At 66.5% G+C, this 26,536-nt stretch carries 26 protein-coding genes and 1 tRNA gene; 7 read left to right on the forward strand and 20 right to left on the reverse strand.

The annotated features are described in order from the left end of the window. Positions 1–88: 88 nt before the first annotated feature. Positions 89–1,876 (forward strand): alpha/beta fold hydrolase, encoded by a 1,788-nt coding sequence (locus tag KF887_10045; GenBank protein QYK39819.1) that lies wholly within the window; start codon positions 89–91, stop codon positions 1,874–1,876. Between the two features lie 738 nt (positions 1,877–2,614). Here KF887_10045 and vsr read toward each other — a convergent pair. Further along, on the reverse strand, positions 2,615–3,088 hold the full coding sequence (gene vsr / locus KF887_10050) for a DNA mismatch endonuclease Vsr (protein ID QYK39820.1): 474 nt from the start codon (positions 3,086–3,088) through the stop codon (positions 2,615–2,617). Positions 3,089–3,155: 67 nt separating this feature from the next. Here vsr and KF887_10055 point away from each other — a divergent pair, with 67 nt between their 5' ends. Then, the gene (locus KF887_10055) at positions 3,156–4,676 is read left to right on the forward strand and encodes a DNA cytosine methyltransferase (protein ID QYK43515.1); all 1,521 of its coding nucleotides are present in this window, start codon (positions 3,156–3,158) and stop codon (positions 4,674–4,676) included. On the opposite strand, the gene KF887_10060 is transcribed toward KF887_10055, so the two are convergent. After that, complete coding sequence (locus tag KF887_10060) at positions 4,570–5,538, reverse strand: DUF3883 domain-containing protein (protein QYK39821.1); 969 nt, start codon at positions 5,536–5,538, stop codon at positions 4,570–4,572. The two genes, KF887_10055 and KF887_10060, sit on opposite strands and share 107 nt — an antisense overlap. On the opposite strand from KF887_10060, the gene KF887_10065 reads away from it, so the two are divergent. The 4 genes from KF887_10065 to KF887_10080 all read left to right on the forward strand — a co-directional run bounded on the left by KF887_10065 (position 5,522) and on the right by KF887_10080 (position 10,611). Next, positions 5,522–8,074: a Z1 domain-containing protein gene (locus KF887_10065; protein QYK39822.1), complete on the forward strand. Its 2,553-nt coding sequence runs from the start codon at positions 5,522–5,524 to the stop codon at positions 8,072–8,074. The two genes, KF887_10060 and KF887_10065, sit on opposite strands and share 17 nt — an antisense overlap. Next, positions 8,061–8,684, forward strand: a complete 624-nt coding sequence (locus KF887_10070; protein ID QYK39823.1) for a PD-(D/E)XK motif protein — start codon at positions 8,061–8,063, stop codon at positions 8,682–8,684. Before KF887_10065 ends, KF887_10070 begins: the two co-directional genes overlap by 14 nt. Beyond that, positions 8,681–9,870 (forward strand): IS3 family transposase gene (locus tag KF887_10075; protein QYK39824.1). Its coding sequence is split into 2 segments (ribosomal slippage): positions 8,681–8,939 and positions 8,939–9,870, totalling 1,191 coding nucleotides; the frame shifts between segments, so codons are not numbered across the junction. Before KF887_10070 ends, KF887_10075 begins: the two co-directional genes overlap by 4 nt. A gap of 54 nt (positions 9,871–9,924) precedes the next feature. Next, positions 9,925–10,611: an AIPR family protein gene (locus KF887_10080; GenBank protein QYK43516.1), complete on the forward strand. Its 687-nt coding sequence runs from the start codon at positions 9,925–9,927 to the stop codon at positions 10,609–10,611. Between the two features lie 169 nt (positions 10,612–10,780). Here KF887_10080 and KF887_10085 read toward each other — a convergent pair whose 3' ends face one another. From KF887_10085 to KF887_10150, 14 genes are all read right to left on the reverse strand, one after another. Further along, positions 10,781–11,803: a site-specific integrase gene (locus KF887_10085; protein ID QYK39825.1), complete on the reverse strand. Its 1,023-nt coding sequence runs from the start codon at positions 11,801–11,803 to the stop codon at positions 10,781–10,783. A gap of 48 nt (positions 11,804–11,851) precedes the next feature. Then, positions 11,852–12,232, reverse strand: coding sequence for a helix-turn-helix domain-containing protein (locus KF887_10090; protein ID QYK39826.1), 381 nt, complete (start codon positions 12,230–12,232; stop codon positions 11,852–11,854). A gap of 37 nt (positions 12,233–12,269) precedes the next feature. After that, a complete protein-coding gene (locus tag KF887_10095; protein QYK39827.1) occupies positions 12,270–12,476 on the reverse strand; it encodes an AlpA family phage regulatory protein in 207 nt (68 codons plus the stop codon). A 151-nt stretch (positions 12,477–12,627) separates the two neighbouring features. Next, on the reverse strand, positions 12,628–13,575 hold the full coding sequence (locus KF887_10100) for a hypothetical protein (protein ID QYK39828.1): 948 nt from the start codon (positions 13,573–13,575) through the stop codon (positions 12,628–12,630). Between the two features lie 22 nt (positions 13,576–13,597). Further along, complete coding sequence (locus KF887_10105) at positions 13,598–14,788, reverse strand: integrase arm-type DNA-binding domain-containing protein (protein ID QYK39829.1); 1,191 nt, start codon at positions 14,786–14,788, stop codon at positions 13,598–13,600. A 164-nt stretch (positions 14,789–14,952) separates the two neighbouring features. Further along, positions 14,953–15,028, reverse strand: a tRNA-Phe gene (locus tag KF887_10110). 79 nt (positions 15,029–15,107) lie between these two features. Then, a complete protein-coding gene (gene yacG / locus KF887_10115; GenBank protein QYK39830.1) occupies positions 15,108–15,278 on the reverse strand; it encodes a DNA gyrase inhibitor YacG in 171 nt (56 codons plus the stop codon). Further along, positions 15,278–16,327 (reverse strand): ribonuclease E/G, encoded by a 1,050-nt coding sequence (locus KF887_10120; GenBank protein ID QYK39831.1) that lies wholly within the window; start codon positions 16,325–16,327, stop codon positions 15,278–15,280. Before KF887_10120 ends, yacG begins: the two co-directional genes overlap by 1 nt. Continuing rightward, positions 16,324–16,923: a septum formation protein Maf gene (maf, locus tag KF887_10125; GenBank protein ID QYK39832.1), complete on the reverse strand. Its 600-nt coding sequence runs from the start codon at positions 16,921–16,923 to the stop codon at positions 16,324–16,326. The genes KF887_10120 and maf overlap by 4 nt, the downstream gene beginning before the upstream one ends. Before the next feature lie 2 nt (positions 16,924–16,925). Further along, the gene (infA, locus tag KF887_10130) at positions 16,926–17,144 is read right to left on the reverse strand and encodes a translation initiation factor IF-1 (protein ID QYK39833.1); all 219 of its coding nucleotides are present in this window, start codon (positions 17,142–17,144) and stop codon (positions 16,926–16,928) included. A 241-nt stretch (positions 17,145–17,385) separates the two neighbouring features. Beyond that, a complete protein-coding gene (locus KF887_10135) occupies positions 17,386–17,970 on the reverse strand; it encodes a GNAT family N-acetyltransferase (GenBank protein ID QYK39834.1) in 585 nt (194 codons plus the stop codon). Beyond that, entirely contained in the window at positions 17,967–18,239 is a 273-nt protein-coding gene (locus KF887_10140) for a DksA/TraR family C4-type zinc finger protein (protein ID QYK39835.1), read from the reverse strand. The genes KF887_10135 and KF887_10140 overlap by 4 nt, the downstream gene beginning before the upstream one ends. 83 nt (positions 18,240–18,322) lie before the next feature. Then, positions 18,323–18,730 carry a nuclear transport factor 2 family protein gene (locus tag KF887_10145; protein ID QYK39836.1) on the reverse strand — a complete coding sequence of 136 codons (408 nt, stop codon included), beginning with the start codon at positions 18,728–18,730 and terminating at the stop codon, positions 18,323–18,325. A gap of 82 nt (positions 18,731–18,812) precedes the next feature. After that, entirely contained in the window at positions 18,813–19,655 is an 843-nt protein-coding gene (locus tag KF887_10150) for an NmrA family NAD(P)-binding protein (protein QYK39837.1), read from the reverse strand. A gap of 112 nt (positions 19,656–19,767) precedes the next feature. On the opposite strand from KF887_10150, the gene KF887_10155 reads away from it, so the two are divergent. Continuing rightward, the gene (locus tag KF887_10155; protein QYK39838.1) at positions 19,768–20,166 is read left to right on the forward strand and encodes a helix-turn-helix transcriptional regulator; all 399 of its coding nucleotides are present in this window, start codon (positions 19,768–19,770) and stop codon (positions 20,164–20,166) included. Between the two features lie 8 nt (positions 20,167–20,174). On the opposite strand, the gene KF887_10160 is transcribed toward KF887_10155, so the two are convergent. The 4 genes from KF887_10160 to KF887_10175 are packed head-to-tail and all read right to left on the reverse strand — an operon-like array spanning position 20,175 to position 26,513. Continuing rightward, positions 20,175–22,607 (reverse strand): FAD-dependent oxidoreductase, encoded by a 2,433-nt coding sequence (locus KF887_10160; protein ID QYK39839.1) that lies wholly within the window; start codon positions 22,605–22,607, stop codon positions 20,175–20,177. Between the two features lie 2 nt (positions 22,608–22,609). Further along, positions 22,610–23,488 carry a phosphotransferase gene (locus KF887_10165; GenBank protein ID QYK39840.1) on the reverse strand — a complete coding sequence of 293 codons (879 nt, stop codon included), beginning with the start codon at positions 23,486–23,488 and terminating at the stop codon, positions 22,610–22,612. Beyond that, positions 23,485–25,482 carry an ABC transporter permease subunit gene (locus KF887_10170; protein ID QYK39841.1) on the reverse strand — a complete coding sequence of 666 codons (1,998 nt, stop codon included), beginning with the start codon at positions 25,480–25,482 and terminating at the stop codon, positions 23,485–23,487. Before KF887_10170 ends, KF887_10165 begins: the two co-directional genes overlap by 4 nt. Then, positions 25,479–26,513 carry a betaine/proline/choline family ABC transporter ATP-binding protein gene (locus tag KF887_10175; GenBank protein ID QYK39842.1) on the reverse strand — a complete coding sequence of 345 codons (1,035 nt, stop codon included), beginning with the start codon at positions 26,511–26,513 and terminating at the stop codon, positions 25,479–25,481. Before KF887_10175 ends, KF887_10170 begins: the two co-directional genes overlap by 4 nt. Positions 26,514–26,536 lie beyond the last annotated feature (23 nt).

Here is a 26,536-nt window from a genome sequence, read left to right on the forward strand (position 1 = left end):
AACGCTACGGAGAGCTGGTCTGTCCGGCATCCCCAAAATTGGGTATGATGGCGCAGTTAACCTGTCACTTGCCAGCGAAACGGGGGCGATGCCCGAAGCGACGAATGCCACTGGCCCGGCCGACCCCGCCGACCGTGCGGCGCTGATCCATGCGATCTACCGGATCGCGCTGGAACCCCGGTCCTATGATGTGTTCATGGACCACTGGGACAGGAACCTGACGCAGGCCCTTGACGACCTGACGGCCCTGCATGACGGCACAAGCCTGACCGACCCCGAGATCGATACCCATTTCGAGACCGCCTTCAACATCCTGCAGGAACTCGGCAGGCCCGAGAGCAGCCCGCCGATGGATGGCGAAGGGCCGCGCATGCTTGTCGATGCGGCGGGGGTGGTGGTCTGGCTGAACCGGGCGGCTGCGGCGGGGCTGGGGCTGGAGACCCGCGCGCAGATCGCCGGGCTGGACAGCCACGCCCATCCACCCGGTGCCATCAGCCGCCTGCTGCGCGACCTTTCGGCGCTTGCCGAAGGGGACACCGAAGCGCAACGCATCCTGCGGCTGGACCTGCCGGACCGGACCCTGTTCCAGATCGCGCGGCCCGTGACCGACCGGGATGGCCAGCGATTGATCCTGTTCGCCCCGCTGATGACCGCGCCGCCGCCCGAGGTGGAACGGATGTTGCAGGCGACCTTTGGCCTGACCGAGGCGGAAACGGCGGTGGCCACGGCGCTTGCCAATGGCCAGCGCCCCGAGGAAATCGCGGCGCGGCGCGGGGTTTCGGTGCTGACCGTGCGCAGTCAGGTCAAGGTGCTGCTGTCCAAGACCGGGGTGACCGGTCAACTGGACCTGGTGCGGCTGCTGCTCGCGCTCGGCCATGTCCTGAACCGGGCCGAGGCGACACCCCGCGTCGCAGCCGAGCCGCTGATGCTGGCCACCCCGTCCGGCCGCGCCATGCCGGTGGTCTTTCACGGCCCTCCGGGCGGGCGGCCGGTGCTGTTCCTGCACGGGATGCTGGACGGCTGCACGCCTACACCCGCCATCGAGGCCGCGCTGGTCCGCCACCGCATCCGGCTGATCGCCCCGTTCCGGCCCGGCTTTGGCACCGCCCCCGCCGACGAGGGGCCGGTCGAGACCGCCCCGCACCGGCTGGCCAGGGATGTCGAGGCGGCGCTGGATCAGCTTGGTCTGCGGCGCGTGGCGATCCTTGGCCACATGGCGGGGTCGGTCTATGCCTTTGCCGTCGCAGCGCGGTTGCAGGACCGGGTGGCGGGGATCGTCTCGGTGGCAGGCGGGGTGCCGATCCTGTCGGTCCGACAGTTCGCAACGATGTCCCGCCGCCAGCGGTTGGTGGCCTATACCGCGCTCTACGCCCCAGGCGCCCTCCCGTTCGTGCTGCGCGCGGGTATCCGCCAGCTTGACTACAACGGGGCGAAGAACTTTGTCTCGGCGCTCTATGAAAACAGCGCTCCGGACATGGCGAAGGTCACGGACCCGGACGTGTTTCATGCCCTGAAACTCGGCTACGAATTCGCCGTGTCGCAGGGACACTCGGCCTTCGAGATCGACAGCCACCATGTCGTGCGCGACTGGACGGCGCTGGTCGAGGGCTCGCGGGTGCCGGTCGCCCTTGTCCATGGCCGCCATGACCCTGTGGTGTCCGCCGCCTCGGTCGAGGAGTTTGCCTCCCGCCTCGGGCCGCGCGCCGTGCTCGACCTTCTGCCGGACTGCGGTCAGCTTGTCCTGTATCACGCCCCTGACGCCGTCTTCGCCGCCGTCGCCCGGCTGTTCGACAGTGCGAACGGCAGCGACCGCCCCGATCCCGCCCCGCCACTGAGCGGTCGTCGAACCCGTTCGCCAGCCAGGAGTTCGGGGTAGTCCTGCACCCCTTGATGTGTTCTGGACCGAGGGCTCCCTCGCCGCCAAGAACCGCGAGACCATGGCGACTCTGGAAACCGAGAACGCGCGGCGGGCGCGGATTTTCAAACCTTCCGCCAAGAGCGTCAAACCCGAACCGATAGAAAAATCGGTGTGGAAACAAAGGCTGTCGATTTCAGGGATTTAGGTGGTGCCAGAGCCGCACTCGCATTTTCACGACAAGGACATGAAATAAAACAATAAACATTCTTCTGAAATCTTCGATACCCCCAATGGTACCCCCAAAGGGTGGAACTGCCCCGAGGCCGTACGCACGGCGGTTCCAAAATTGCCTCCGTCAATCGATGATCTCGGTACTTCTCATCCGCCGTGGCGCCGTCTGAAACTCTCTCCCCATCTCATCTCTGCGTCGAGGCTCGAGATGAGCGAACTGGGGCCAATGCGCGGTGGCGCAGCAAGGGGGCGGCTTTCGCCCGTGATTTCGCACCTTGCGCACTGCCATGGCAAGCACGCGTAGGGGAGTTCATCGTAGCTGGGGCCTTGGCCTGCTCGAGTTTTGGACAAGTCCCGACAACCGATTGGACAACCATGCCCCGAGCATCAGGTGATCACAGCCGGCGTCCGTGTTTAGTGGAAACGATGTGAACTGAGCACAAGAATGGCGATGTCCTCGTCCTGGACCGAGACCGAATACGGCAGAGCCCTTGCCTTGGAGTCTGAACTGGCAGGCTTCCGATGTCAGTCGGAGGCGGACCTCTGCCCCGTATTCTGCCCGATTTCCGTCACCGTTCCCGCATTGCGAAGCCAGTCCGCCACGCTGTCACTTGCCGCAGCGGCGCCCTGCGCGCTGCGAAGAGCGCACTCCCAAACGATCGCGACCCGCCAGCCAGCACTCAGCAAGGCGGCTCGGTTCATCTCATCTCGTGCCACATTCGCCGCGAACTTGGCCATCCAGAACTCGGGCCGCGTAGACGGGATCGTCGTGTATCGGCAGCCATCATGGCGATGCCAGAAATACCCGTGAACGAAGATGACGGCCCTGTATTTCGGCAGCACCAGATCAGGCGTGCCGGGCAGCCACTTTCCGTGCAGACGATATCGGAAGCCAAGCGCGTGCAGGGACCGCCGGAGGATCATTTCCGGCTTCGTATCCTTTCCCCGAATGCCAGCCATCATGCGGGATCGCGTATGACTGTCGACGACGTCGGTCATTTGGCTCCTGGCCTCGGCCTCTTGACCTGCTATACACCCGATGTTTCGTTTGCGAGAGGTCCCTGATTTGCCAGCCACTTTCGGCATTGTCGATCTTTTCGCCGGTCCGGGCGGCCTTGGAGAGGGTTTTGCCGCTCTGGAGGCTGGCGGTCAGCACCCTTTCCAGATCGGGATTTCGGTCGAGAAGGAGGCATCGGCACACCGGACGCTCCGGCTGCGCGCGTTTGTGCGTGCCCATGTCTCGCGACACGGCGCCCTGCCGGATGCCTTCGTTACGTTCCATGCCGGCCTTGCGGACGAACCGGACTGGTGCGCGGTGGACGCCGCCGCATGGGCCGAGGCGACGGCTGAGTCGCGCTGTCTCGAACTGGGCAGTGAAGATGCCGCCGCGGCCATCGACGAGTCCATCGATCGGCTGCGACGGAGCTTCGACGACACGATCCTGATCGGCGGTCCACCCTGCCAGGCCTATTCGCTGGTTGGAAGGGCACGCTCGCGGGGCAAGGCGGACTACGTGCCGGAAGAAGACCATCGGCATTACCTGTTCCGGGAATACATCCGGGTGCTGGACCGGTTGCGACCCGCCGCCTTCATCATGGAAAACGTCAAGGGCATGCTGTCCTCGACCGTCGAAAGCCGCCTCGTGTTCGAGATGCTGATGGAGGATCTGGCTTCCCTTGGCACGGGGCACGGCCATCACTACGAGCTGCGGGCGATCCGTCTCGCGGACGGATGGGCCACTCTGCAAGAGGCCATGAGGCCAGCCGACTTCATCGTGCGTGCCGAGGCGTTCGGTGTTCCGCAGCGCCGCCACCGCGTCATCATCGTCGGCATCAGGTCGGATCTGGCAACTCGGGCCACCGGCGCCAGGATCGCGGTGTCAGGCCCAACCCGCACAGTCGCAGAGACCATCGGCAACATGCCGCCCCTGCGCAGCGGCATCAGCCGCGCTGTCGACACGCCCGCGGCGTGGCGAAGGGAGGTCGCAGACGTCGCAAAGCTTCTCGCGAAGATATTCAAGGGCAAGGAGGACGGTGCCCTGCGGCCCAGGTTTCTTGAAGTCGCGGAACTGCTGAAGCACGGCGCCGAAACCAGACGCTCTTCCACCATGCTCCCTGCGGGCTATGGAACATCGAATGACGACCTGATGCGCTGGCTGGAGCGTCCCGGCTTGCGCGCGCTGGCCCAGCACGAAACCAGGGGTCACATGGCCGCGGACCTCGGCCGCTACCTGTTTGCCACGGTCTTCGGCAAGGTGCGTGGCTTCAGCCCCAAGGCGGCCGACTTTCCGCTAGCCCTCAGCCCGGATCACCGTAACTGGCTCAGCGGCGTCTTCAATGACCGCTTTCGCGTCCAGCTTGCACACGAGCCTTCGACGACCGTGACCAGCCATACTTCGAATGACGGGCACTATTTCATCCACCCGGACCCGTTGCAGTGCCGCAGCCTGACGGTTCGCGAGGCTGCCCGCCTAGGGAACGTCAGCCGAAGGATGCGCGATAGACGGATGGCTCCAAGATTAGTGCAGAGTCGAGTGGGGGTGCGATCAGGAACGAGCGCGGCGCCTTGCCAACTTCGTAGAGCCTGAAAATCCGGAACTTGTCCGGCGCTTCCTCTGCAAATTCGCGCTCGTTCCGGGACAGGAAGAACGGTGTGCGTCTGTGCCCAATTGTGGTCTTGACCTCAAAGAAACGCTCAGTTCCGTCGGCTTCGAACGATCGGATATCATATCCGGCCCCGTCTCCTTCTTCTTGCGAGACCCACTTCACCTTCTTTGCCAAGTCGGGACGCCCGGCCTGAGAGAGCCGAGCAATTTCGGAGTGATAGACAAGCTCTTCGCCAATCAGGCCGGTCTTTCTGTTCCGAAGATCGCGTAGAGCAGGATCAAATTTGCGGGCAAGCCGCTCCAGGTCCGAGTTCGTCGAAACCACAGGAGGCTCGATCAGAGGCGTTTGCTCGGGGAAGAGAATGGTCGCATCTGCAAGATCTGTGTCGTCACGCTTGTCAGGAAATTCAAAGTTCCAGAAACCATCGACTCGGGCTTCGACAGCCGCAATCAAAGCATGCTGATAATTTCTTAGGGGCGCAAGACCAGGCAGCCAGGGAAGTCCGATCCGCTCAAGAACGGCGCTGATATTCTGGAATTTGCGCTCCACCGACTTTACATTCCGGCCAGTAACTTCGGCGATCTCGCGATATTTGTGCAGCTTGACCGGAGATTGTCCCTCCAGATTTAGTTTCCAAAGATCGAAGTAGCCCGCAACCGCGAGTTCAACGGCCTCAACGGACCAGTTTGAACCAGGCTCTTCCAACGCGACGCTCCGTACCGACGGGACAGGCAGCCAGCATCGCACGTCTGAGACAAGATTCAACAACCACTCGGGGCTGATCGCCTCCGAGCGACCCCACATCGAGGAAAAATACGGCATCAGCATGGGCTTCGGCGCCATCGTCGATTCCGAGGATTTCCGCCCCTGGCTGCATGACGCCCGGATCAATGGCGAAATCGAGGACTTCTACTGGGGCCGGTATCGCAAGCTCCTGAACCTGAAGGGACTGCCGAAGTCGGTGATCGACGCGACGGACGAGGTGACGGATCGGGTGCTGGATCGGCTGGGCAATCCCCGCAACCTCAGCCCCTGGAGTCGCCGCGGCATGGTCGTGGGCCATGTGCAGAGCGGCAAGACCGCCAACTACACGGGGCTGATCTGCAAGGCGGCGGATGCGGGCTATCGCCTGATCGTCGTGATCGCAGGGATCCACAACAACCTGCGCAACCAGACCCAGGCGCGCATCGACGAGGGCTTCATTGGCCGGGACACCGGTCGGCTGGCCCACGCCAACAAGGCGCAGCGCCAGAAGATCATCGGTGTCGGCCAGTTCGATCAGCGGGAGTTTCCGGTTTCTCTCACCAACACTCTGCGCGACTTCAACAAGGCTACGGCGACCACGAACACCAGCCAGATCGGGCAATATAACGTGCCCGTCGTGCTGGTGATCAAGAAGAACTCCAGCACGCTGAAGAACCTGCTGGAATGGCTGGAGGAACACTCCGCAACCGGGGCAAAGAGGATGGTCAGCCAGCCCATGCTGCTGATCGACGACGAGGCCGACAACGCCTCGATCAACACAGCCTATTCGCGCGACGAGGTGACCCGGATCAACGGGCAGCTCCGGCAGCTGCTGTCGATGTTCCACCGCAGCTGCTATGTCGGTTACACGGCGACGCCCTTCGCCAACATCTTCATCGACCCGGATACCGATGACGATGCGCTGAAGCAGGACCTGTTCCCGCGGCACTTCATCATCGGCCTCGATGCGCCGTCCAACTACTTCGGGGCGCAGAAGGTGTTTCTCGATGCCCGCGAACTGCATGTCCGTCTGATCGACGACAACGAGGATGTCCTGCCGATGAAGCACAAGATCGACCATCCGGTCGATGTGCTGCCGGAGAGCCTCATCCGTGCCGTGCGCGCCTTTGTCGTCGCGCGGGCGATCCGAAATGCCCGGGGCCAGCAGGCAGCGCATGCCTCGATGCTGATCAACGCCTCACGCTTCACTGATGTCCAGGGGCGGTTGCGGTCTCGAGTGGCCGATGTGGTCGACAGGATGCGGGACGCGGTCGCGGTCGACGGGGCCAAAGGGAAGGCAGCGCTGCGCAACCCCGAGATCGCTGCCCTGCATGCGGTCTGGGAGTCCGAGTTCGCCGAGGCCGGAGGTGCGGACTGGCCCAACGTCCAAGCTCGCCTGCACGAGGTTGTAGTTGCCGCGCGGGTTGTCGAGGTCAACGCATCAAAGCGGTCGCAGCCGCTCGACTATGACCAAGGCGGCGAACATGGCGTGACGGTGATTGCCGTCGGCGGTTTCTCCCTCTCGCGCGGGCTGACGCTGGAAGGGCTGACCATCAGCTATTTCCTGCGGAACTCCATGATGTATGACACCCTGATGCAGATGGGTCGATGGTTCGGCTACCGGCCGGGCTACGAGGATCTGTGCCGGATCTGGATCCCTGCCGATGGAGTGGGCTGGTATGCCCATATCCACGAGGCGATGGACGACCTGCAGACCCAACTGAAGCGCATGGAACTGGCCAAGGCGACGCCCGAGCAATTCGGCCTCGCCGTCCGCAGCCACCCGGAATCGCTGATCGTGACGGCGAGAAACAAGATGGGCACGGGGCGCGAGTTCCCCATGAAGGTCAGCCTGGAAGAGAAACTGGTCGAAACGACACGCATCGTTGCCGATGAGGGCTTGATGCGGCGCAACCTTGCGGCAGGCGAGGCGCTGCTGCGGGACATGGTTTCAGATGGTCTTGCGTTCGAGCAGCGAAGCCGCGGTCACATGGTGAAGGGAGTGGCAGTCGGCCGGATCGACGCGTTCGTGCGGACCTTCCGCACGGATCCGGCAAATGTGCCGGCTGACCTTCTGACGGACCCCAAGCTGATCCGCGACTACATCGCCGCCCGCGCCGACAGTGAATTGCGGCTGTGGGACGTATTCATTGCCAGTTCGACGAGAAAGGAGTTCGATCCAGTCGGCTTTGGGCATCTGAGTCTTGTGCCAAACGGACGGTCGGTCGACCCCCGCGACTTCGCAAAGGGCGTTCTGACGATCAGCGGCACAAGCCGCCGAGTCGGTTCGGCCGAGGATGAACGCGAAGGGCTGACGGACGAACAGATCGCGGCTGCAGAGGAGGCCTTCAGGCGCGACCGTCCCGATGCAAAACCGAAGTCTACCATCAACCCCAGTTACTACAGGTCGGTAGCGGGACGACGACCGCTATTGATCATGCGACTCGTGCGGCCGAAAATCGAAGATGCGGATGGCAAGCTCATCTATGGAAAAGACGTCCTCGCCTGGGGTCTTTCGTTCCCGTCCAGCAAGATCGCAGGCGGCACGGTGGAATACATCGTCAATACCATCCGCATGCGCGAGATGTTTGGCGATGAAGACATCGAGGAGGAGGCGCGCGGTGATACCGACTGACACGCCATGGTCCGGCCTCGAGGCCGGAAAGGTGGACACGCGCCGGGTTTCGGCATCGGCACGGTGGAACTGGTTCTGGGCAGTGATGCCGCGGGCGGATGTGGCCCTTGTCCTGCAATTGTCCAACCTGCCGAAACCCGCCCCAGACCTGCCAAAGCTGCGTAACCTCGAAATCCGGTTCCAGACACTGCCCGGTGGCCCGATCCTCTACATCCGCCTCAAGGACAGCGCCCAGCTGGAGCTGTTCGAGACCCTCTGCCGGGATGTGATGGCGGCTGGCGAGCTTGCCGAGACGGAGCCCGAGGCGCTCGAACGCGCCATCGGCCGCACCTTCCGCTGGCACTATCTGCTACGCGGCGGAAAGCTCGAAGTGCTGTCGGAAGAAGCCCAGAAGGGCTTGATCGGCGAGATCGAAGTGCTGAAGCTGCTGATTTCCACGCTCGGTGCCAAACCGGCGCTGACCGCCTGGACGGGGCCTTCTGGCGCACCAAAGGATTTCGAGCTGAAGGCCGACTGCATCGAGGTCAAGGCGCGGCGCGGGGTGACGTTGCCCCCTCCACCTAATCCAGTTCGAGATAGGTTCTGGCCCAACCGAGAGGACCAGAGATGAAGCGCAGCAGGTTCACTGAAGATCAGATCATCGGCATTCTGAAGGAGCATGAGGCCGGGGTTTCCGTTGCCGATCTGTGCCGCAAGCACGGCGTCAGCGATGCGACCGTCTACAAGTGGAAGGCCAAGTATGGCGGCATGGATGTCAGCGAGGCCAAGCGCCTGAAGGGGCTCGAGGACGAGAACGCCCGTCTGAAACGGCTGCTGGCGGACGCGATGCTGGATAATGCCGCGCTGAAGGATCTCCTTGGAAAAAAGTGGTGACGCCCGCCGCGAAGCGGCAAGCAGTCGCGCATCTGGTGGCGGGCCACGGGATGAGCGAACGGCGGGCGTGTCGGGTGATCGGCTGTTGCCGGATGACCATGCGCTACGAGGCGATCCGGCAGGACGACCCTGTGCTGCGCGAGCGGCTGAAGGAGTTGGCGAGGGTGCGCCGCCGGTTCGGCTATCGGCGGCTGCATGTGTTTCTGCGCCGCGAAGGCCACGAGGTGAACCATAAGCGCTTGTTCCGCATCTACCGCGAAGAACGGCTGCATGTCCGGCGTCGCGGTGGCCGCAAACGGGCCATTGGCACGCGAGCCCCGATGGCGCTGCCGCTGATGCCGAACCAGCGGTGGTCGCTCGACTTTGTCTCCGACCAGCTGACCGATGGCCGCCGCTTCCGGATCATGACCGTGGTCGACGACTGCACACGGGAATGCCTCGCCCTCATCGCCGACACCTCGCTCTCAGGCGCACGGGTGGCGCGGGAACTGGCCACGCTGTTCGAGACCCACGGCAAGCCAGGAACAGTGGTAAGCGACAATGGCACCGAGTTCACCTCGAACGCGATCCTGACCTTCGCGGACGACCGCAAGATCGACTGGCACTACATCGCGCCGGGCAAGCCGACCCAGAACGCCTTCATCGAGAGCTTCAATGGCCGCCTGCGCGACGAGCTTTTGAACGAAACGCTGTTCCCGTCCCTGAACCACGCCCGCGCCACGCTCGCGGCCTGGCGCAAGGACTACAACACCGAACGCCCCCACTCCCGCCTCGGATGGCAGACCCCTGCCGAGTTCGCCCAAACCTTCACCCCGCAATGGGGCCTGACGCTGCGCAACCCGCAAAGCTCCGCGCCAGCCCCCGTTGCCCAAACCGCCCAAATGGGCAAAACTCAAACCCGGAGTCTCGCTCACGCTGGATAAAGGTCGGGGGCAACGTCAGGCGCCCAGAAGAACTTCGCCGAGTTCGCCAAGGAGATCGGTGAGGCATGGTCGAAGAGCGATGCCAAGTATGACGAGCTCTGGTACAAGCGCCTGATCTCGAAGGCGATCGTGTTTCGCTTGCTCGAGACCGAGGTTCCGAAGCAGCCCTGGTACGAGGGTGGCTATCGTGCCAACATCGTCACGTACGCCATGGCGAAGGTTTTTCACGATGGCAACGGCGAAAAACAGGTCCTCGACCTCGATGCGATCTGGCGGAGGCAGTCTGTATCCGAAGCCCTTCAGCGCGCGCTGCTTCTGGCTGCAGCCGAGGCGCACGACGTCATCACCAATCCCCCGGCTGGTGTACGCAACATGTCGGAATGGGCGAAACAGCAGGCATGCTGGAATGGCATCAAGGGTCGCAGGCTCGACTACGCCGAAGACTTCGAAAGCTGCCTGACCCTCGTGGACACCGCTCGGGCCACAAAGCGCGACGAGAAGGCGAAGAAGGCGATGACCGAAGGCATCAACGCCCAATCGGAAGTCGTGACGCTGGGCGCGAATTTCTGGCAGGATGTCCTTGTCTGGGGGCGAGAACGGAAGCGCCTCACGCCAAAGGACATGCAGATCCTCGAGGTATGTGCTTCCATGCCGCGCCGGATTCCCTCCGACATTCAGGCCCGCCACGCCCTCGAAGCACTTGGGCGGCTGCAGGATCAGGGGTTTGTCAAAGGCAATTGACGTCGACAGGGTGGTCTCATCAACACGCGACTGCATGGTGACCCGGCGCAACGATAAAGAGAGGCGCTCCCCAGAAAGGCCGGGCCGGCAGTACATGCTGCACTCTGGACGAGCGCGGCGGGCCGATGATGGCTACGGCCGGCCCATTGTCGGAGGATGAACAATGCGACTACGCCCGCATACCCTTCATTACCTCCCGCTGGCTGGACACCGGGATGTTGCAGTATGCGCTCATCGTCGTCACCACGCTGTCATGGCCCAGATTCATCGACCACGCCTTGAAGGCGGCGGGGCCAACGCAGATCTCGCTCCCGAAAGCCACCAGCATGTCGCGGAAACTGTGTGGGTTGACCGCGGGCAGCTCCGCAGCCTGAAAGGCCCGCTTGACCACTTCGCGGACCTTGGCGGCATTGCCGAAAGGTTCGCGCGACAGGCCGACCGCCGTGAAGGCGCCGTCGATGACGCCCATGCGGGCCTTGGGAAACAGGGGATCGCCAGGGCCGAACATGTGCTGCTGGCGCAGCGTCCCAATCCAGGCCTCGAGCGTTGCACGATAGATAGGATCGACCGGGAAGAACCAGGTGGTGAAGGACTTCGCGAACTTGGTGTTCACCTGCCGCGCATCCTGATGAACGCAGCCGTCAACCAGATCGACATTGCCCAACTGAAAGGACGCCAGCGCACCGTCCCGGGCGCCAGTCAGCATCAGCATGGCAAAGATCGCCTTGTCGCGCTGATCGAACACGGTCCTTTCCGGCATCTGACGAAAGGCATGGTCGCACTGTTCCCGCGTCGGAACACGCTTGAACCGCACAGCATGCGCGATGCGAACGCCCTTGGCGCCCAGATTGAAGTACTCGAGGTCCCGCCGCTGGATGCGCGAGCGATAGCCCGGCTGATCGGCAAGCCAGTCTAAGAAATCCTTGACCGCGCGGAGAATGCCGTCGACCGTTGCCTTCGAAAGCGGAGCGCCCGTGCGCGCACTCGGCGTTTCCTCAAGGGACCGCTTGAAGCTGATCGCCTGTTCCACCGAGAAGGCGCGGAAATCCCTTGCAGCCGTATGCCGACTGAATCGATCGATGGCGTCCAGCGCCTTGTCGACGGTGCTTTGGTCGGCGCGCCGGGCCTCGGCCTTCCAGCGTGCGTAGAGGCGCTTCATGCGTTCGTTCTTTTCGTTGATCTTGCTCGACATCGGCGTTCCTTCGGAAGTGATGGTTTGAGAGGGGGGTGAAGGTCTCTTTCAGGGCTTCCGCCGCTCGATGAGATTGACATCGAACAGGCGGACGATTTCGGCGAGGGCGGCCTGTGCCGCAAAGCGGTGCATCTGCGTGTCGCAATCGGGGCATATGGCTTCGAGGCGCAGCGTGCGGCCGTTCTGAACCCGGCAATCGACCAGACCGCCAAGGGGCACGCGGGCGGCCTTGCAGCGCAGGCACATGAACTCATGCGGTGCGAGATCGATGCGGCGGCTTCGCTTGCGCGCAGCCAGCCAGGCCTTGAGATCGGCGCCCCGAACGAGGGTCGGCCTGTCATCCCCCAGGACCGGCAGCCCTTTGCGGATCCAGTCCCGCACGGCCCCCGTCGAAACGCCGATCGCACGCGCCGTCTCGGGGATGGTCATCACGCGGGCGGATCTGATCGATGCAATCCGGATCCTTTCACGCATCGCGCGTCCCTTCGAACAGGGCGCGAATGTCTTCCGCACGCCAGACAGTGGTGCGAGGGCCAAGCTTCAGGGGCTGCGGAAAGCGCCCCGTGCGCACCCCCGCCCACCAGGTTGATTTCGCAACGGGGATTGGGCCAACCGGCGCAAGGATGGCGGAAAGCCGGACAAGACCGGTCTCGGGAAAGTCGTTGACGGACATCTTCGTTCACCTCGGTGCAAGGGAATGCGTTGCAGGACGAGGTCAATTCGCGTGGTACCGTTCAGTCTGAGGCGGAACAGCAGATCAGCAAGACGAATAGCGACAAGTCTCTGTTTTTATTATAATTCAAAAACCGCTAATCCTGCTGGGATCAGTCGCCTTTCCTGTTCCACCCATCCGGCAGATACTGGGCGCCAAGCCTCAGATACTTGCGAATCGTGTCAGCGGTGATCTCAAGCCCCAAGAGCGCTGCGATGCCTTCCAGTTTCTTGGGGACATGACTGCGCGGCGTTTTCGGGTCGAAGTTGTAACCGTCGATCGCCATTGCGGTGATCAGCTTGGCAAGCGAGTTGCGCTCACGAGACTCGATCATGCGATTGTCGGGGTTGCCAACCGGTGCAGGCGGCATGGCTTCGGCCCCGGAGCTGCCCCCTTCCGGCAGGAAGCGCGTCCTCAAGGCTTGGTGAAACCCGGTGTCGATCGGAAGTCGGGTTTCTTCGACCCAGTCGAGGAAGGACTTCAACACCACGCGTCCCTTGCCGCTTTCAGGGTCACAGCCCATGGCATTGGCGATCAGTTCCCGCCTGTCCTCGAGGAAATACAACATTGTGTCTTCTTCGTCAGATTGCCCGTAACGCGCCCAGAAGGCATCGATGTTCGCCTTTCGCGGTTCCCGGCCAAGGCTCAGGAATACCGCTTCGTCAAGAGCAACCGACTGGAACGCGGTCCAGTAAGGAAGGTCGATTTCTTTCCCCCCGACAGACCATCCACCCAGGAAATCTGCGGGAACATGGTTCTTGAGGCGTTGCAGGTCGGCGGCCAGCCGTGAAAGCCTTCCGCCCTTGTCGAACAAGGGATTCAATCCGGGTGCTTCACTCTCGATCTGGATATCGCCGAGTTCCGCCATCGACCACAGCGCGAGGCGATTTTCCAGCGCGGTGCGCATTTGGGAAATGTCCTGCTCGAACCGGTCGAAGACCTCCGGAAAGGCCGGGCCGACACTCGGGTGCGAAACCGGCCGCCGCCACTGTGCCAGCGGCCCTAGCGCTCCGTCGATGATCCGCTGGATCAGATCGGCCCTTTCATCGTCATCCACCATTTGCCCACCCTTGCCGTTCATCTCAGGCCGCGGCGGTCAAGGCTTCAAGCCGCTCCGCCCACCAACTGGCCATCCTGACGCGCTCTCCCCAATGTTCGCCCCGCGCATATGCTCGGCGCACGTCGTTGGCCTCGACATGGGCCAGCGCCCGCTCGATCGCATCGGGGTTCCAGAGGCCGCTTTCGTTCGCCAGCGTCGAAAAGCTTGCCCGGAAGCCATGCGCGGTCATTTCGTCGGCGCCATAGCCCATGCGGCGCAGGGCTGTGTTCAACGTGTTTTCGCTCATCACACGCTTCACCGAGACAAGGGAGGGCAGCAGAAACTCGGTGTGCCCGGTCAGGGCCTTCAGATCCTTCAGCAAGACAAGCGCCCGTTCCGGCAGCGGTACGCGATGCGGGCGGCGCATCTTCATCCGTTCGGCTGGGATCGACCAGATAGCTGCTGCCATGTCCACTTCGCTCCAGCGCGCCTGCCTCAGTTCGCCGGGTCGCGGCACCAGCAGCGCCAGAAGCTCCAGCGCAATCCTGGTAACCGCCTGCCCTTCATATCCCGCGATGGCGCGCATCAACCTGCCCAGTTCCGCCGCATCGACTATGGCAGCCCTTGGCGTGGCCGTCGGGCGCACGAGCGCATCGCGCAGGGCATGGGTCGGATCGGTTGTTGCAGCCCCCGAGGCGACAGCGAAGCGAAACACCGTGCCGATGGTGGAGCGCAGTCGGCGCGCCGTCTCATGGGTGCCGCGCGCTTCCACCTTGCGCAGACAGCGCAGAACGTCGGGGGCGGTGATGTCCTGGATCGGACGATCGCCTAGATCTGCAACGGCCATGTCGAGAAGCCATTCCAGCTTGCGCATGGTCATGTCTGCGCGCCCTTCGCGATGAACCTTGTCGAGGTATTCGCGGGCCTGAGCCGCGAAGGTCAGGCTTTCCTGAACCTGATCCTGCCTTTTCTGCGCCTGCTTGGCCTCGCTGGGATCGACCCCCTTGGCAACCATCGACCGGGCCTCGTCGCGCCTTGCCCGGGCTTCGGCCAGACTCGTTTCCGGATAGGGGCCGATCGACAGCAGTTTTTCCTTGCCGCCGATCCGATACTTGAACCGCCACAGCCGCGCGCCAGTGGGCTTCACGAGAACGAAAAGCCCGTCAAAGTCCGCGACCTTGTATTGCATCTCGCGCGGCTTCAGGTTCCTGACCGCTGCATCACTCAAGGGCATCTGGGGGTACCGCCTTTACCAAAGGCCCGACGATACCCCCACCTATACCCCCAAACCGGCCGGATCGACGCGGACAAGGGTGGAGCACATCGGACAAACCAAGATACAAAACCCTTGTAAACCAAGAGATATTGGATGTCATCGGTTGTTTTCGGAGGGGAAAGTGGTGCCCAGAGCCGGAATCGAACCAGCGACACGCGGATTTTCAATCCGCTGCTCTACCAACTGAGCTATCTGGGCCCCGTCTGCGCGGGGACCCCCGCGCGGGTGTGGGGGGTTTAGTCGAGGGCGGGGGGGCTGTCCAGAGGGGTTTTGCGGATCACAGCGGTTCTGTCGGGCGCGGCGGGGCGGGGTCGTCATCCTCGGCAGGGGGGCCGGGCAGGACGTAGCTGCCGGTCAGCCAGCGCCCGAGGTCGACGTCGGCGCAGCGGCGGGAACAGAAGGGGCGGTGTTCGGGCACCGTGGGCTTGCGGCAGACCGGGCAGGGCATCAGGGCACGCCCCCGGGCAGCAGCCTGGCCAGTGGCAGCCGGTCGCGGCGGCGGTGGAGTTCGTAGAGCCCCATCGTCGTCCATCCCGAAAGCGCGGTTTCCGCCCCCTCGCCCTTGAAGGCGGCGCGGATCACCTGGTCGAGGATATGCCGCTCCTTCTTGGGGAAGGGGGCGAAGTCCACAACGGCTTGTCCCCCCAGGCCACGCAGCCGCAACTGGCGGGGCAGGTCGCGGGCGGCGGCGATGTTCGCCTTCAGCCCGGCGGCGGGCGAGCTGTCGGACCCGGTGTTGACATCAACGGCGACGAGGGCGCGCGTCGGCTCGATCCAGAGATGGCCGCCGCCGGGCAGGGGGGCGCGGGGCGACAGCAGGGTGTCGATCATCTCGGGCAGGCCGTGGGCGGCGAAAGTGCCCTGCTCGACGGCATCGGGGGGCGGGTCGGCCCAGTCGCGCCAGGCGGTTTCATGGGCGCCGGCGCCCTCGACCAGCAGCTCGGGCGGGCCGGTCAGATCCTGCGTCACCGCCTCGGCCAGACCGCGCATGGCGGCGATGTCTTCGGCGATCTCGTCGTCGGTGGCATGGGCGCAGGCCGAGCGCAGGATCAGCCCGAAATCCCCGGGGGCACCTGCCATGCCCGCGGTGGCGAGCGCTTCGAGTTCCGCCCGTAGCGTTTCGTCCCGCAGCTTGCGCGAGATGTTGAGGCCGGGCGCGCCGGGGGTGACGATGGCGTGGCGCGACTTGAACAGCAGGCGGGTGCTGACCGGCAGCGCCTTGCCCGGTTCGGCCGGGCCGGTGACCTGCACGACCAGCGGACGACCGGCCGCGACGCCATCGGTCTGGCGCAGGAATCCGGTCTGATTTCCCGGCAATTTCAGGAACATGCCGCCCATTCCCTTCATCGGGCGGTCGGCCAGCGCGCGGCAGATGGCGCCGGGCAGCAGGTCATCACCCTCGGGGTCGACCAGCAGATCCTCAAGCTGGCCATCGACCAGCAATGCTGCGGCGGGGCGGCCCGCGACGGTGTCGAGCAGGACGAGGCGACCGGTCATGCGATGCTCCAGACGGGGTATCCGGCGGCGGCCAGAAGGGCCGCCGTCTCGGCCACGGGCAGGCCCATGATGCCGGTGTAACTGCCTGATATCCAAGGGATGAAAGCCCCGGCGAGGCCCTGGATGCCGTAGCCCCCCGCCTTGCCCTGCCAGTCGCCCGAAGCGAGGTAGCCGTTCAGTTCCAGATCGGACAGGCGCTTGACCTTGACCTCGGACCGGCTGTCGCGCAGCCAGAGGCGTTCACCCCGGCGGACCGCGACGGCGGTGATCACCTGGTGCCGGCGTCCCGAAAGTTTCACAAGGAAATCAGCGGCCTCGGCGGCATCTCGGGGCTTGCCGAGGATCCGGCGGCCGAGCGCCACGGTGGTGTCGGCGCAAAGCACCACATCGTCATTGCCCGCCGTGACGGCCAGCGCCTTTTCACGGGCCAGCCGCAGGCAATAGGGCAGCGGCAGTTCCCCCGGACGGGGATCTTCGTCGATGTCGGGGGGGCGGATGGCATCGGGCCGGATGCCCAGCGTGCCGAGCAGTTCGAGGCGCCGGGGGCTGGCCGATCCGAGGATCAGACGCGGGTGGCCAACCTGTTGATTTGACACGGTTACTTGAAGCGATAGTTGATCCGGCCCTTGGTCAGGTCGTAGGGGGTCATTTCGACCTGCACCTTGTCGCCCGCCAGAACACGGATGCGGTTCTTGCGCATCTTGCCTGCCATCGTGGCGATGAGTTCATGGCCATTCTCGAGTTCGACCTTGAACGTCGCATTGGGCAGGAGTTCCTTCACGACGCCGGGGAATTCGAGGATGTCTTCCTTGGCCATGGTCTCTCCGCAATGGGTTCCGGCCCGCGCGGCGGCGGGCTGCGGGGGGCATATGCGCCGCAGCGGGCGGGATTTCAAGCGAATTCTGCGAATCGGGGGTTAACGCCTTGAAATCCGGGGTTGGCGGGTGGCTGGCCGCCGTCCCGCAGGCGTCGGTTCGGCGTATGGCATCCGTCCCGACACGCAGCGCGCGGCATCCGGGGTTAACGCAACGCGCGGGCCGGGGACCGGCCGGGCGGGATCAGAGGGTGCGGAGCCAGAACTGCAGGCGCTTTTCGCTGTCGGCCGTCTCGCCCAGGTCGCGCCAGCGGAAGGCGGCGGTGACACCGGGCAGCGGGGCGTAGCCGCGCCTGCGCCAGAAGGTATCCAGCGGGCGGTAGTCGGTGGGCCGGGCGGGATGGTCGGGCGGGCGGATCACGGCGCAGAAGGCGCTGTGGCTGCGGCCGAGGTGGCGGGCGTGGGCCTCGCGCGCGTCGAAGAAGGCATGGCCCAGGCCCCGGCCCCTGTAGGCGGGCAGCAGCACCGACTCGGCGCAGTAGAAGATGCGCGACAGGTCGTGGCCGGTTCCGGCAAAGGCCGTGGCGAAGCCGTCGTGATCTTCCATCGGGGTGCCGGTGGCGGCGCCGACGAGCCGTTCCGCGTCGAAGGCTCCGACGAGGATGGCGCCGGGGCTGTCGCGATAGGTCTGCAGGTAGGCCCGTTCATAGGCGGTGTCGCCGTCATAGAGATAGGGCCAGTCGCGGAACACCGCGATGCGCAGCGCGGCAAGGTCGTCAAGGGCGCCGTCGAGCGCGGCGCCGGTCAGGGTGCGCAGCGCGACCGTCACTTCAGCTGGCTGTCCTTGGACCCGCGCCGGTTGATGCCGCCCCGCGACTGCGGCCGGGCGTCGCGCGCGGACTGGCAGTCGATGCAGAGCTTGACGCCGGGCAGGGCGGCGCGGCGCGCCTCGGGGATCGGTTCGTCACATTCGGCGCAGGTGTCGCGGCTGGTGCCGGCGGGCAGGGGGTTGCGGGCGCGCAGGCGGGCCAGTTCCTCGGCGATCGAGGCCTCGATCTGTTCCTCGACCGCGCCGTCCCTTGCCCAACCCCCGGCCATCCTGCGTGCCCCCCTCCTGTGGTCCGATCCTGACGCGCGGGGCCCCGCAGGGTCAAGACCCGCGCGCGCGTGCGCGCCCCGGATCAGGCCGAGACCTGGGCCACCCAGTCCCTGAGGTTGTAGAAGGTGGTGACGCGCGCGATCCTGCCGTCGCGCAGGTCGAAGAAGGCCCCGGCGGGCAGGATGTAGGTCTGGCCCCGCGCCTCGGGCAGGCCGGGGTCGGTTTGCAGATAGGTGCCGTGGACGGTGAATTCGGCGGCGCCGCGCGTGCCCTCGGGGTTGGCGAAGATCACCATGTCGCGCAGCGTCTCGCGATAGCTGACCCCCATGTGGGCGCAGAATTCGGCAAAGAGCGCGCGGCCCCGGCGGATGCCGCCCTCGTTCACGCGGTGTTCGACATCGTCGGTGACCTGCGCCAGCATCCCGGCGGCATCGCCCGCGTTGAAGGCATCGTAATAGGCGGCGATGGTGGCGCGGGCGGTATCGGACATGCGTGGCTCCCTGATGTTGCGGGCAGGATAGACGGGTGCCACGGGGGCGGCAATCCGGCTTGCCGCGCCCCGGCCGTTCCCGTCACAGCGCGGCGAGCGCCGCTGCGACGGTGTCGGGCATCGGCGTGGTGGGCCGTCCGATCAGGCGCGACAGGGTGCGGCTGTCGTCGAACAGCACGTCCCGGGCGGCGTGGGTCTCGCTGTCGGCCAGGGCGCGGGCAAAGACCGGCGGCAGGCCGAACCCTTCCAGCGCGGTTGCGTAGTCGGCCGCGGGCATCGAGACATAGGCGACGGGCTTGCCGGACGCGGCGGCCACGGCGGCGGCCAGTTCGGCGCCGGTGTGGGCGCTGTCGCCGGCGAGTTCATGGATCTTGCCCGCATGGGCCGGATCGAGCGCCGCGACGGCAATCGCCTCGGCATAGTCGCGGCGCGCGGCCGAGGACACGCGGCCATGGCCCGCCGCGCCGAGGATGGCGCCATGGGCCAGCGCCGCGCCCAGCGCGCCGGTGTAGTTCTCGGTATACCAGCCGTTGCGCAGGATCGTGGCGGGAATGCCGCTTTCGGCCAGCGCGGCCTCGGTCGGGCCGTGGTCGAGCGCCAGCAGCATCGGGTTCGCCGCGCCCCGGAGCAGCGAGGTATAGACGATGCGGCCGACACCCGCCGCGCGGGCCGCCGCGATGGCGGCGCGGTGCTGGCCCACCCGGTCCTGCAGGTCGTTCGACGAGATCAGGACCAGCACGTCCACCCCCCGCAGCGCTGCGGGATCGGCGGAGGCATAGTCGAAGGCGCGCACGGCGACGCCCAGGCCGGTGGCATTGCCGGGGCTGCGGGCGAGCGCGACGGGGGCGGCGCCCCGGTTCTTGAGGGCCTCGATGGCCAGGCGGCCGAGCTGGCCGGTGGCTGCGGTGACGGCGATGGTGGTCATGGCGGGCGATCCTTTCGTGGCTGTGCGGGAGGGAGATAGCGCTTTACTTACGAAAGGGAAGTACCTACATTTGTGTAAGTATCGCGCGTGCAGCGAGAGCGACGAGGTTCCGATGCCCCCCGAAAGCACCCCCGAAACCGATGCCATCGCCCTGCTGGACAGGATCGGGCGGGGCGACGTGATGGCGGCGGAATGCCCGTCGCGGGCGATCCTTCAGCATCTGACAAGCCGCTGGGGGGTGCTGGTGATGGTGGCGCTGTCGACCGGCACGCACCGGTTTTCCGCATTGCGCCGCCGGATCGGCGGGGTCAGCGAGCGGATGCTGGCGCAGACCCTGCAGGTGCTGGAGGCCGATGGCATGGTGCGGCGCGTGGCGCATCAGGTGGTGCCGCCGCATGTGGACTATTCGCTGACGCCGCTGGGCCGCGAGGCGGCGGAGCGGGTGCTGGCGCTGGCCGGCTGGGTCGAGGTGAAGCTGCCCGAGATCCTGGGCGACAGGGCCGCCGCCTGACCCGCCGGTCAGGCGCGGATACGGGTTCCGGCGGGGTCGTGCAGGGGCCCGGCGGCCAGGGTCGCGGGCACGATGTCGCCCGCCACCACAAGGGCATAGCTGCCTGCCGCCAGCCAGTCATCGGTGACGCCTGCCGGGTGGCGCAGATACCCCAGGCCGATGCCCCGGCCGACCGTATAGCCATGCCCGCCCGAGGTCAGATAGCCCACCGGCGTGCCGTCGCGCAGGATCGTCTCGCGGCCCAGAAGCACCGCGGCGGGGTCTGCGACGGCAAGGGTCATCAGGCGCTTGGCCAGGGGCGCGCCCGCCAGCCCTTCCAGCGCGCTGCGCCCGAGGAAGGGGGTGTTGCCCCGCATCTTGACCGCCCAGCCGAGGCCCGCCTCGAACGGCGTGTCGTTGGGCGTGATGTCGGAGGACCAGGCGCGATAGCCCTTTTCCAGCCGCAGCGATTCGAGCGCGCGATAGCCCACGGGCCGCAGGGCCGGGTCGGCCGCCATCAGCGCGTCATAGACCTCGCCCAGCCGGTCGAGGGGGATGTGCAGTTCCCAGCCGAGTTCGCCGACATAGGTGACACGCAGGGCGCGGACCCGGGTTCCGGCGATGTCGAGGCTGCGGACATGGCCGAAGGGGAAGGCCGCGTTCGACACGTCATCGGATGTCACCGCCGACAGGATGGCGCGCGCCTGCGGCCCCATCAGCGACAGCGTGCCCCAGCCTTCGGTCACGTCCTCGAAGGTCACGCCCTCCGCGGGAAGGTGGTCGGCGATCCAGCCGAAGTCGTGGGTGCGGAAACCGGTGCCGGTGACGATGTAGAAGCGGTCGTCCGACAGGCGGGCCACGGTCAGGTCGGCCTCGATGCCGCCGCGGGTGTTCAGTAGTTGGGTATAGGTCAGCCGCCCCGGTTCGCGCGCCACGCGGTTGGCGCAGATCCATTCCAGCGCCTCGGCCGCCCTCGGGCCGGACAGTTCGTACTTGGCGAAGGACGACTGGTCGAACAGCCCGGCATGCGCGCGGACATGGGCATGTTCCTGCCCCACCGGGGCGAACCAGTTCTGGCGGCCCATGGAATAGATGTCGCGCGCCTCGACACCCTCGGGCGCGAACCAGTTGGGGCGTTCCCAGCCGAGTTTCGAGCCGAAGACCCCGCGCCGGGCCTTCAGGCGTTCGTAGAGGGGCGACACGATGCGGGGGCGTCCGGAGCTGTATTCCTCATGCGGGAAGGCGACGGTGTAGTGCTTGCCATAGGCTTCCAGGGTGCGCATCGCCACCCAGTCGCGGTCGCGGTGCAGGCCCGAGAAGCGGCGGATGTCGACCGCCCAGAGGTCGAGCGGCGCCTCGCCGCGCATCACCCATTCGGCCAGCACCCAGCCCGCGCCGCCGCCCGAGGCGATGCCGAAGGCGTTGAAACCCGCGCCCACGTACATGTTGGCGCATTCGGGCGCGGGCCCCAGGATGAAGTTGCCATCGGGGGTGAAGGATTCCGCGCCGTTGATCATCTGCTTGACCCCGGCGGTTTCCAGCGCGGGGATGCGGGCGACGGCCTGTTCCATGTGCTGCGCGAAATGGTCGTAGTCATCGCCGAACAGGCGGAATTCCCAGTTCCCGGGAATGTCGCCGGTGACCCAGCCCTGCGGGTCGGGTTCGTATCCGCCCATCACCAGCCCGCCGACCTCTTCCTTGAAATAGGTGCGGCGGTCGGGGTCGCGCAGGGTGGGGGCGTCGGGCGACAGGCCGGGAATGCGCTCGGTCACGATGTACTGGTGCTTGACCGGGTGCAGCGGCACCGCGACGCCCGCCATCGCGCCGATCTGGCGGGCCCACATGCCGCCGCAGTTCACCACCCTTTCGCAGGCGATGGTGCCCTGCGTGGTTTCCACATGGGTGATGCGGTTGCCCTGCATCGCAAAGCCCGTGACGGCGACACCCTCGTGGATGCGGGCGCCGTGCATCCGCGCGCCCCTGGCCAGCGATTGCGTGATGTCGGACGGGCTTGCCTGCCCGTCGGTCGGCAGCCACGACGCGCCGACCAGATCGGAGACATCCATCAGCGGCCACATCCGCTGCACCTCGGCCGGCGAGATCAGGTGCATCTCCATGCCGAAGCTTTTCGCGGTCGTGGCGAGGCGGCGGAACTCGGTCCAGCGGTCGGGGGTGGTGGCGAGGCGCAGGCAGCCCGTCATCTTCCAGCCGGTGTCGAGGCCGGTCTCGGCGGCGAGGCCCTTGTAGAGCTCGACCGAGTATTTCAGCACCCGCGTGATCGAGGCCGAGGACCGCAACTGCCCGACAAGCCCGGCCGCGTGCCAGGTCGAGCCCGAGGTCAGCCGCCCCTGTTCCAGCAGGATCACGTCGGCCCTGTGGTCGCGCGCGAGGTGATAGGCGGTGGAGCAGCCGATGATGCCGCCGCCGATGACGACGATCTGGGCGTGGGCGGGCAGGGTCATGGTCAGGGTGTCCCGTGGCGTGCGGTGAAGGCGGAGAGGGCGGCGTCGAGCCGGTCGAGGTTTTCGGCGGCATAGGCGCGGTAGTCGGCGCCGGGGGCGGACAGGTGCAGATCCGACACCATGGCCCACATCGCCTCGCGCAGCAGGCTGGCGCATTGCATGGCGTCGAAGGCGCGCAGGAAACCGGCGTCGGGCGCATCGCCCAGATAGGCCCGCAGCAGCGCGCCGGTTTCGCCCGCGTCCATGCCGGCGTTCGAGGCGGCGCCCGCGAGGTCGAACATGGCGGTGCCGAAACCCGCATATTCGTAGTCGATGAGCCAGAGCCGCGCGCCGTCATCGAGGATGTTGGCGGGCAGCAGGTCGTGATGGCCGAAGACCAGCGGCAGGGGGATCTGCGCCGCCTCGAGCCGGGCCGAGAGGTCGAGGAAGCCGGGCAGGCGCGGGGCGAAGGGCGATCCGCCGGCCGCGATGGTGCGCGCATAGTCGCGGATCACGTGGAACGGCCAGAACAGGAAGGCCGCGCCCGAGACATGGGCGGGCATCGCATCGTGAAAGCGGCGCAGCAGGCGCCCGATGCGGTCGGGCGCGGCGCGGACATCGGCGGCGGCGAAGGTGCGGCCGGGAATGAAGGCCACGACGCTGACCCCCGGCGCGGAATGTTCGACGGCGGGGCCGAAGCCCGCCGCATGGGCGGCGCGCGCCGTCATCGCCTCGCGTGCGCGGTCGACGTGGTGGAAGGGGAAATCGCGGCCGAAGCGCAGCACGTGATGGCCTGCCGCGTCGGTCACCTTCCAGATCTCGTTCGACAGGCCGCCGGGCAGCGGTTCTGCGGCGGCAAGGCCCTGCCAGCAGGGCAGGGCGCGGATCGCATCGGGGATCATGCGGAACGCTCCAGTCCCAGACGTTCGCGGCTGGCCCGCGCGGCGGCGGACAGCAGGCGGTCGGCGATGATGGCGATGAAGGCGATGGCCAGCCCGGCGACCAGCCCGTTGCCGGGGTTGGCCTTGGTCAGCGCGATATAGACATCCTGCCCGAGGTCGCGGGTGCCGACCAGCGCGGTGATCACCAGCATGGACAGGGCGAACATGATCGTCTGGTTCAGGCCCAGCAGGATTTCCGGCAGCGCCAGACGCAGCCGTATCCGCGTGAGGATCTGCCAGCGCGTCGCACCCATGGCGCGCCCGGCCTCGATCAGCCGGGGGTCGACGCCGCGCAGGCCCAGCACGGTGTAGCGGATCGAGGCGGTCACGGCATAGGCGACCACGGCGATCATGGCGGTGAAGTCTCCGACGCGGAACAGCATGACGACCGGCATCAGGTAGACGAAGGACGGCAGGGTCTGCAGCGTGTCGATGAGGGCGCGGGTGACGGCCCAGCCCCGGTCATGCCCGGCGACCCAGATGCCGAGGGGCAGGCCGATGGCCATGGCGATCAGTGCCGAGATGCCGCAGAGATAGACGGTGATCATGGCCTTTTCCCATTGCCCCGTCGCCACGATCAGGAAGGACAGGCCCGAGACCAGCAGGGCCAGCCGCCAGCCGCCCAGCCGCCACCCGGCCAGCCCCAGCAGTCCCACCGCCACCAGCCAGGGCATCGCCAGCAGGAACCGCTTGACCGGCACCAGGAGCCAGACCAGCACGGCCGTCTTGATCGCCTCGAGCGTGTCGAAGAAGGTCACGTTGATCCATTCGACCGTGGCCGCCCAGAAGGCGCTGGTCGAGATCTGGGCCGAGGCGGGGTAGGTCTGCACCGCCGGCACCGCAAGGCCCGCGACGAAGGTCAAGGCGACCAGCGCGAAGGCCGCGAACAGATAGGGATGGCGGCGCAGCGGACCGCCCGGCGGCGCGGCGCGATAGCCGCGATGCGCCACCGCCTGGCTCAGCCGGTCCAGCGCCACGGCCAGCGCCACGATGGCCAGCCCGGCCTGCAGCCCGGTGCCGAAGTCCAGCCGGCGCAGCGCGTTCAGCACGGTGAACCCCAGCCCCCCCGCGCCGATCATCGAGGCGATGATGACCATGTTCAGCGACAGCATGATCACCTGGTTCACGCCCACCATCAGCGGTTCGCGGGCTGATGGCACCAGCACGCGCCACAGCCGCTGGCGCGGGGTGCAGCCCACCATGCGCGCCAGGTCATGCGCCTCGGACGGCACCCGGTTCAGGGCCAGCGTGGTGACCCGCGTCATCGGCGGCATGGCATAGATCAGCGTCGCCACCACGGCGGCGGTCGGGCCGAAGCCGAACAGGATCAGGATCGGCACGAGATAGGCAAAGACCGGCATGGTCTGCATCAGGTCGAGAAACGGGCGCAGCGCGCGGTCGAACCAGGCCCAGCGCCAGGCCAGGATGCCCAGCGCCAGGCCCCCCGCAACCCCCAGCGGCACCGCGACCAGGATCGAGGCCAGCGTGACCATGGCGCTGTGCCACTGCCCGAACACGGCGATGAAGCCGAAGCAGACGGCGGTCAGCGCGGCTAGGCCCGCGCCACCGGCCCACAGCCCCATCAGCGCCACGATGCCGGTCACCGCCACCCAGGACAGCGGCGGCAGCAACCGCAGCGTGGTGCCGGATTCGGCCCGTTCCAGCCCGTTGGCCAGAAGCGCCAGCGCCAGGCGGTAGGGCAGGTCGATCACCGCGGCCAGGAAACGGGTGACATCGGAGAAGGCGAGCGGGCCGATCGCGGCCTCCTTCACCAGCCAGGTGGTCGCGTCGCCGATCCATCGGGCGGCCGGGATGCGCCATTCGCGCGGCCAGTCGAAGGCGAAGGGGATCACCGGCTGCCCCCAGAGCCAGACGGCAGCCGACAGCAGCAGGGCGGCGGCCCAGACCAGCCGTCCGTCCAGCGCGCGCGGCGGGGCGAGGGGCAGCGCCGTCATGTGCCCCCCCCGAGCAGGAGCCGGATCACGTCGTCGCGCCGCACCAGGCCCAGGGGCTGGCCGTCCTGTTCCACGCCGACGGCCTCGGCCCCGGCCAGGAAGGCCGGTCCGGCCTCGGCCACCGTGGTGCGGGCGGGCAGGCGGGGCAGTCCGCCGGGCACCGGGCCGGGCTGCACCAGCGACGCCAGGCGAACCACCTTGGCCTGCGGCACGGCGCGGGTGAATTCGCGCACATAGTCGGTGGCCGGATGCAGCACCAGCGCCTCGGGCGTGCCGCATTGCACCACGGCACCATCCTTCATGATGGCGATGCGGTCGGCCAGGCGGATCGCCTCGTCGAAGTCATGGGTGATGAAGACGATGGTCTTCTTCAGCCGTGATTGCAGGCGGATGAATTCATCCTGCAGTTCGCGCCGGATCAGCGGGTCGAGCGCCGAGAAGGGTTCGTCGAGGAACCACAGGTCGGGTTCGCCCGCCAGCGACCGGGCGATGCCGACGCGCTGCTGCTGGCCGCCGGACAGCTGGCGGGGATAGGCGCCCTCGCGCCCGCCAAGCCCGACAAGGGCGATCATCTCGCGGGCGCGGGCCTCGCGCGGGGCGCGTGCCACGCCCTGCACCTCCAGCGGGAAGGCCACGTTGTCGAGCACCGTCATGTGGGGCAGCAGCGCGAAATGCTGGAACACCATGCCCATCCGGTGCCGCCGGATCTGCGTCATCTCGGCCTCGGAGGCGGCCAGCAGGTTCTGCCCATTCCACAGGATTTCGCCCGCCGTCGGCTCGACCAGCCGCGACAGGCAGCGCACGAGGGTCGACTTGCCAGAGCCAGACAGTCCCATGATCACGAAGATCTCGCCGCGCCGGACGGTCAGGTCCACCGCGCGCACGGCGGGGACGAGGCCGCGCGCGGCCAGGTGCGCGGCATCGGGAAAGGGGCCGAGCGCCGCCAGATGTTCGGCCGCGCGGGGGCCGAACACCTTCCAGACGTTGCGGCAGACCAGGGTGTCCCGGGGGGTGTCGTCGGTCTCGGTCATCGGCGGCCGTGGCAGGTCGGCGG

It is taken from the genome of Paracoccaceae bacterium, from assembly GCA_019454225.1.
In the GTDB taxonomy this organism is placed as follows: domain Bacteria; phylum Pseudomonadota; class Alphaproteobacteria; order Rhodobacterales; family Rhodobacteraceae.

What these genes read in the sequence shown, in the direction of transcription:
- KF887_10090 (QYK39826.1), bottom strand. Translation starts at nt 12,232, where the DNA reads ATGACCATCCCCGAGACGGCGCGTGCGATCGGCGTTTCGACGGGGGCC.
- yacG (QYK39830.1), bottom strand. Translation starts at nt 15,278, where the DNA reads ATGCCCTGCCCGGTCTGCCGCAAGCCCACGGTGCCCGAACACCGCCCC.
- KF887_10140 (QYK39835.1), bottom strand. Translation starts at nt 18,239, where the DNA reads ATGGCCGGGGGTTGGGCAAGGGACGGCGCGGTCGAGGAACAGATCGAG.
- KF887_10155 (QYK39838.1), top strand. Translation starts at nt 19,768, where the DNA reads ATGCCCCCCGAAAGCACCCCCGAAACCGATGCCATCGCCCTGCTGGAC.
- KF887_10045 (QYK39819.1), top strand. Translation starts at nt 89, where the DNA reads ATGCCCGAAGCGACGAATGCCACTGGCCCGGCCGACCCCGCCGACCGT.
- KF887_10065 (QYK39822.1), top strand. Translation starts at nt 5,522, where the DNA reads ATGGGCTTCGGCGCCATCGTCGATTCCGAGGATTTCCGCCCCTGGCTG.
- KF887_10150 (QYK39837.1), bottom strand. Translation starts at nt 19,655, where the DNA reads ATGACCACCATCGCCGTCACCGCAGCCACCGGCCAGCTCGGCCGCCTG.
- KF887_10120 (QYK39831.1), bottom strand. Translation starts at nt 16,327, where the DNA reads ATGACCGGTCGCCTCGTCCTGCTCGACACCGTCGCGGGCCGCCCCGCC.
- KF887_10175 (QYK39842.1), bottom strand. Translation starts at nt 26,513, where the DNA reads ATGACCGAGACCGACGACACCCCCCGGGACACCCTGGTCTGCCGCAAC.
- vsr (QYK39820.1), bottom strand. Translation starts at nt 3,088, where the DNA reads ATGACCGACGTCGTCGACAGTCATACGCGATCCCGCATGATGGCTGGC.
- KF887_10100 (QYK39828.1), bottom strand. Translation starts at nt 13,575, where the DNA reads ATGGTGGATGACGATGAAAGGGCCGATCTGATCCAGCGGATCATCGAC.
- KF887_10085 (QYK39825.1), bottom strand. Translation starts at nt 11,803, where the DNA reads ATGTCGAGCAAGATCAACGAAAAGAACGAACGCATGAAGCGCCTCTAC.
- KF887_10145 (QYK39836.1), bottom strand. Translation starts at nt 18,730, where the DNA reads ATGTCCGATACCGCCCGCGCCACCATCGCCGCCTATTACGATGCCTTC.
- KF887_10165 (QYK39840.1), bottom strand. Translation starts at nt 23,488, where the DNA reads ATGATCCCCGATGCGATCCGCGCCCTGCCCTGCTGGCAGGGCCTTGCC.
- KF887_10095 (QYK39827.1), bottom strand. Translation starts at nt 12,476, where the DNA reads ATGTCCGTCAACGACTTTCCCGAGACCGGTCTTGTCCGGCTTTCCGCC.
- KF887_10060 (QYK39821.1), bottom strand. Translation starts at nt 5,538, where the DNA reads ATGGCGCCGAAGCCCATGCTGATGCCGTATTTTTCCTCGATGTGGGGT.
- KF887_10105 (QYK39829.1), bottom strand. Translation starts at nt 14,788, where the DNA reads ATGCCCTTGAGTGATGCAGCGGTCAGGAACCTGAAGCCGCGCGAGATG.
- KF887_10170 (QYK39841.1), bottom strand. Translation starts at nt 25,482, where the DNA reads ATGACGGCGCTGCCCCTCGCCCCGCCGCGCGCGCTGGACGGACGGCTG.
- KF887_10160 (QYK39839.1), bottom strand. Translation starts at nt 22,607, where the DNA reads ATGACCCTGCCCGCCCACGCCCAGATCGTCGTCATCGGCGGCGGCATC.
- infA (QYK39833.1), bottom strand. Translation starts at nt 17,144, where the DNA reads ATGGCCAAGGAAGACATCCTCGAATTCCCCGGCGTCGTGAAGGAACTC.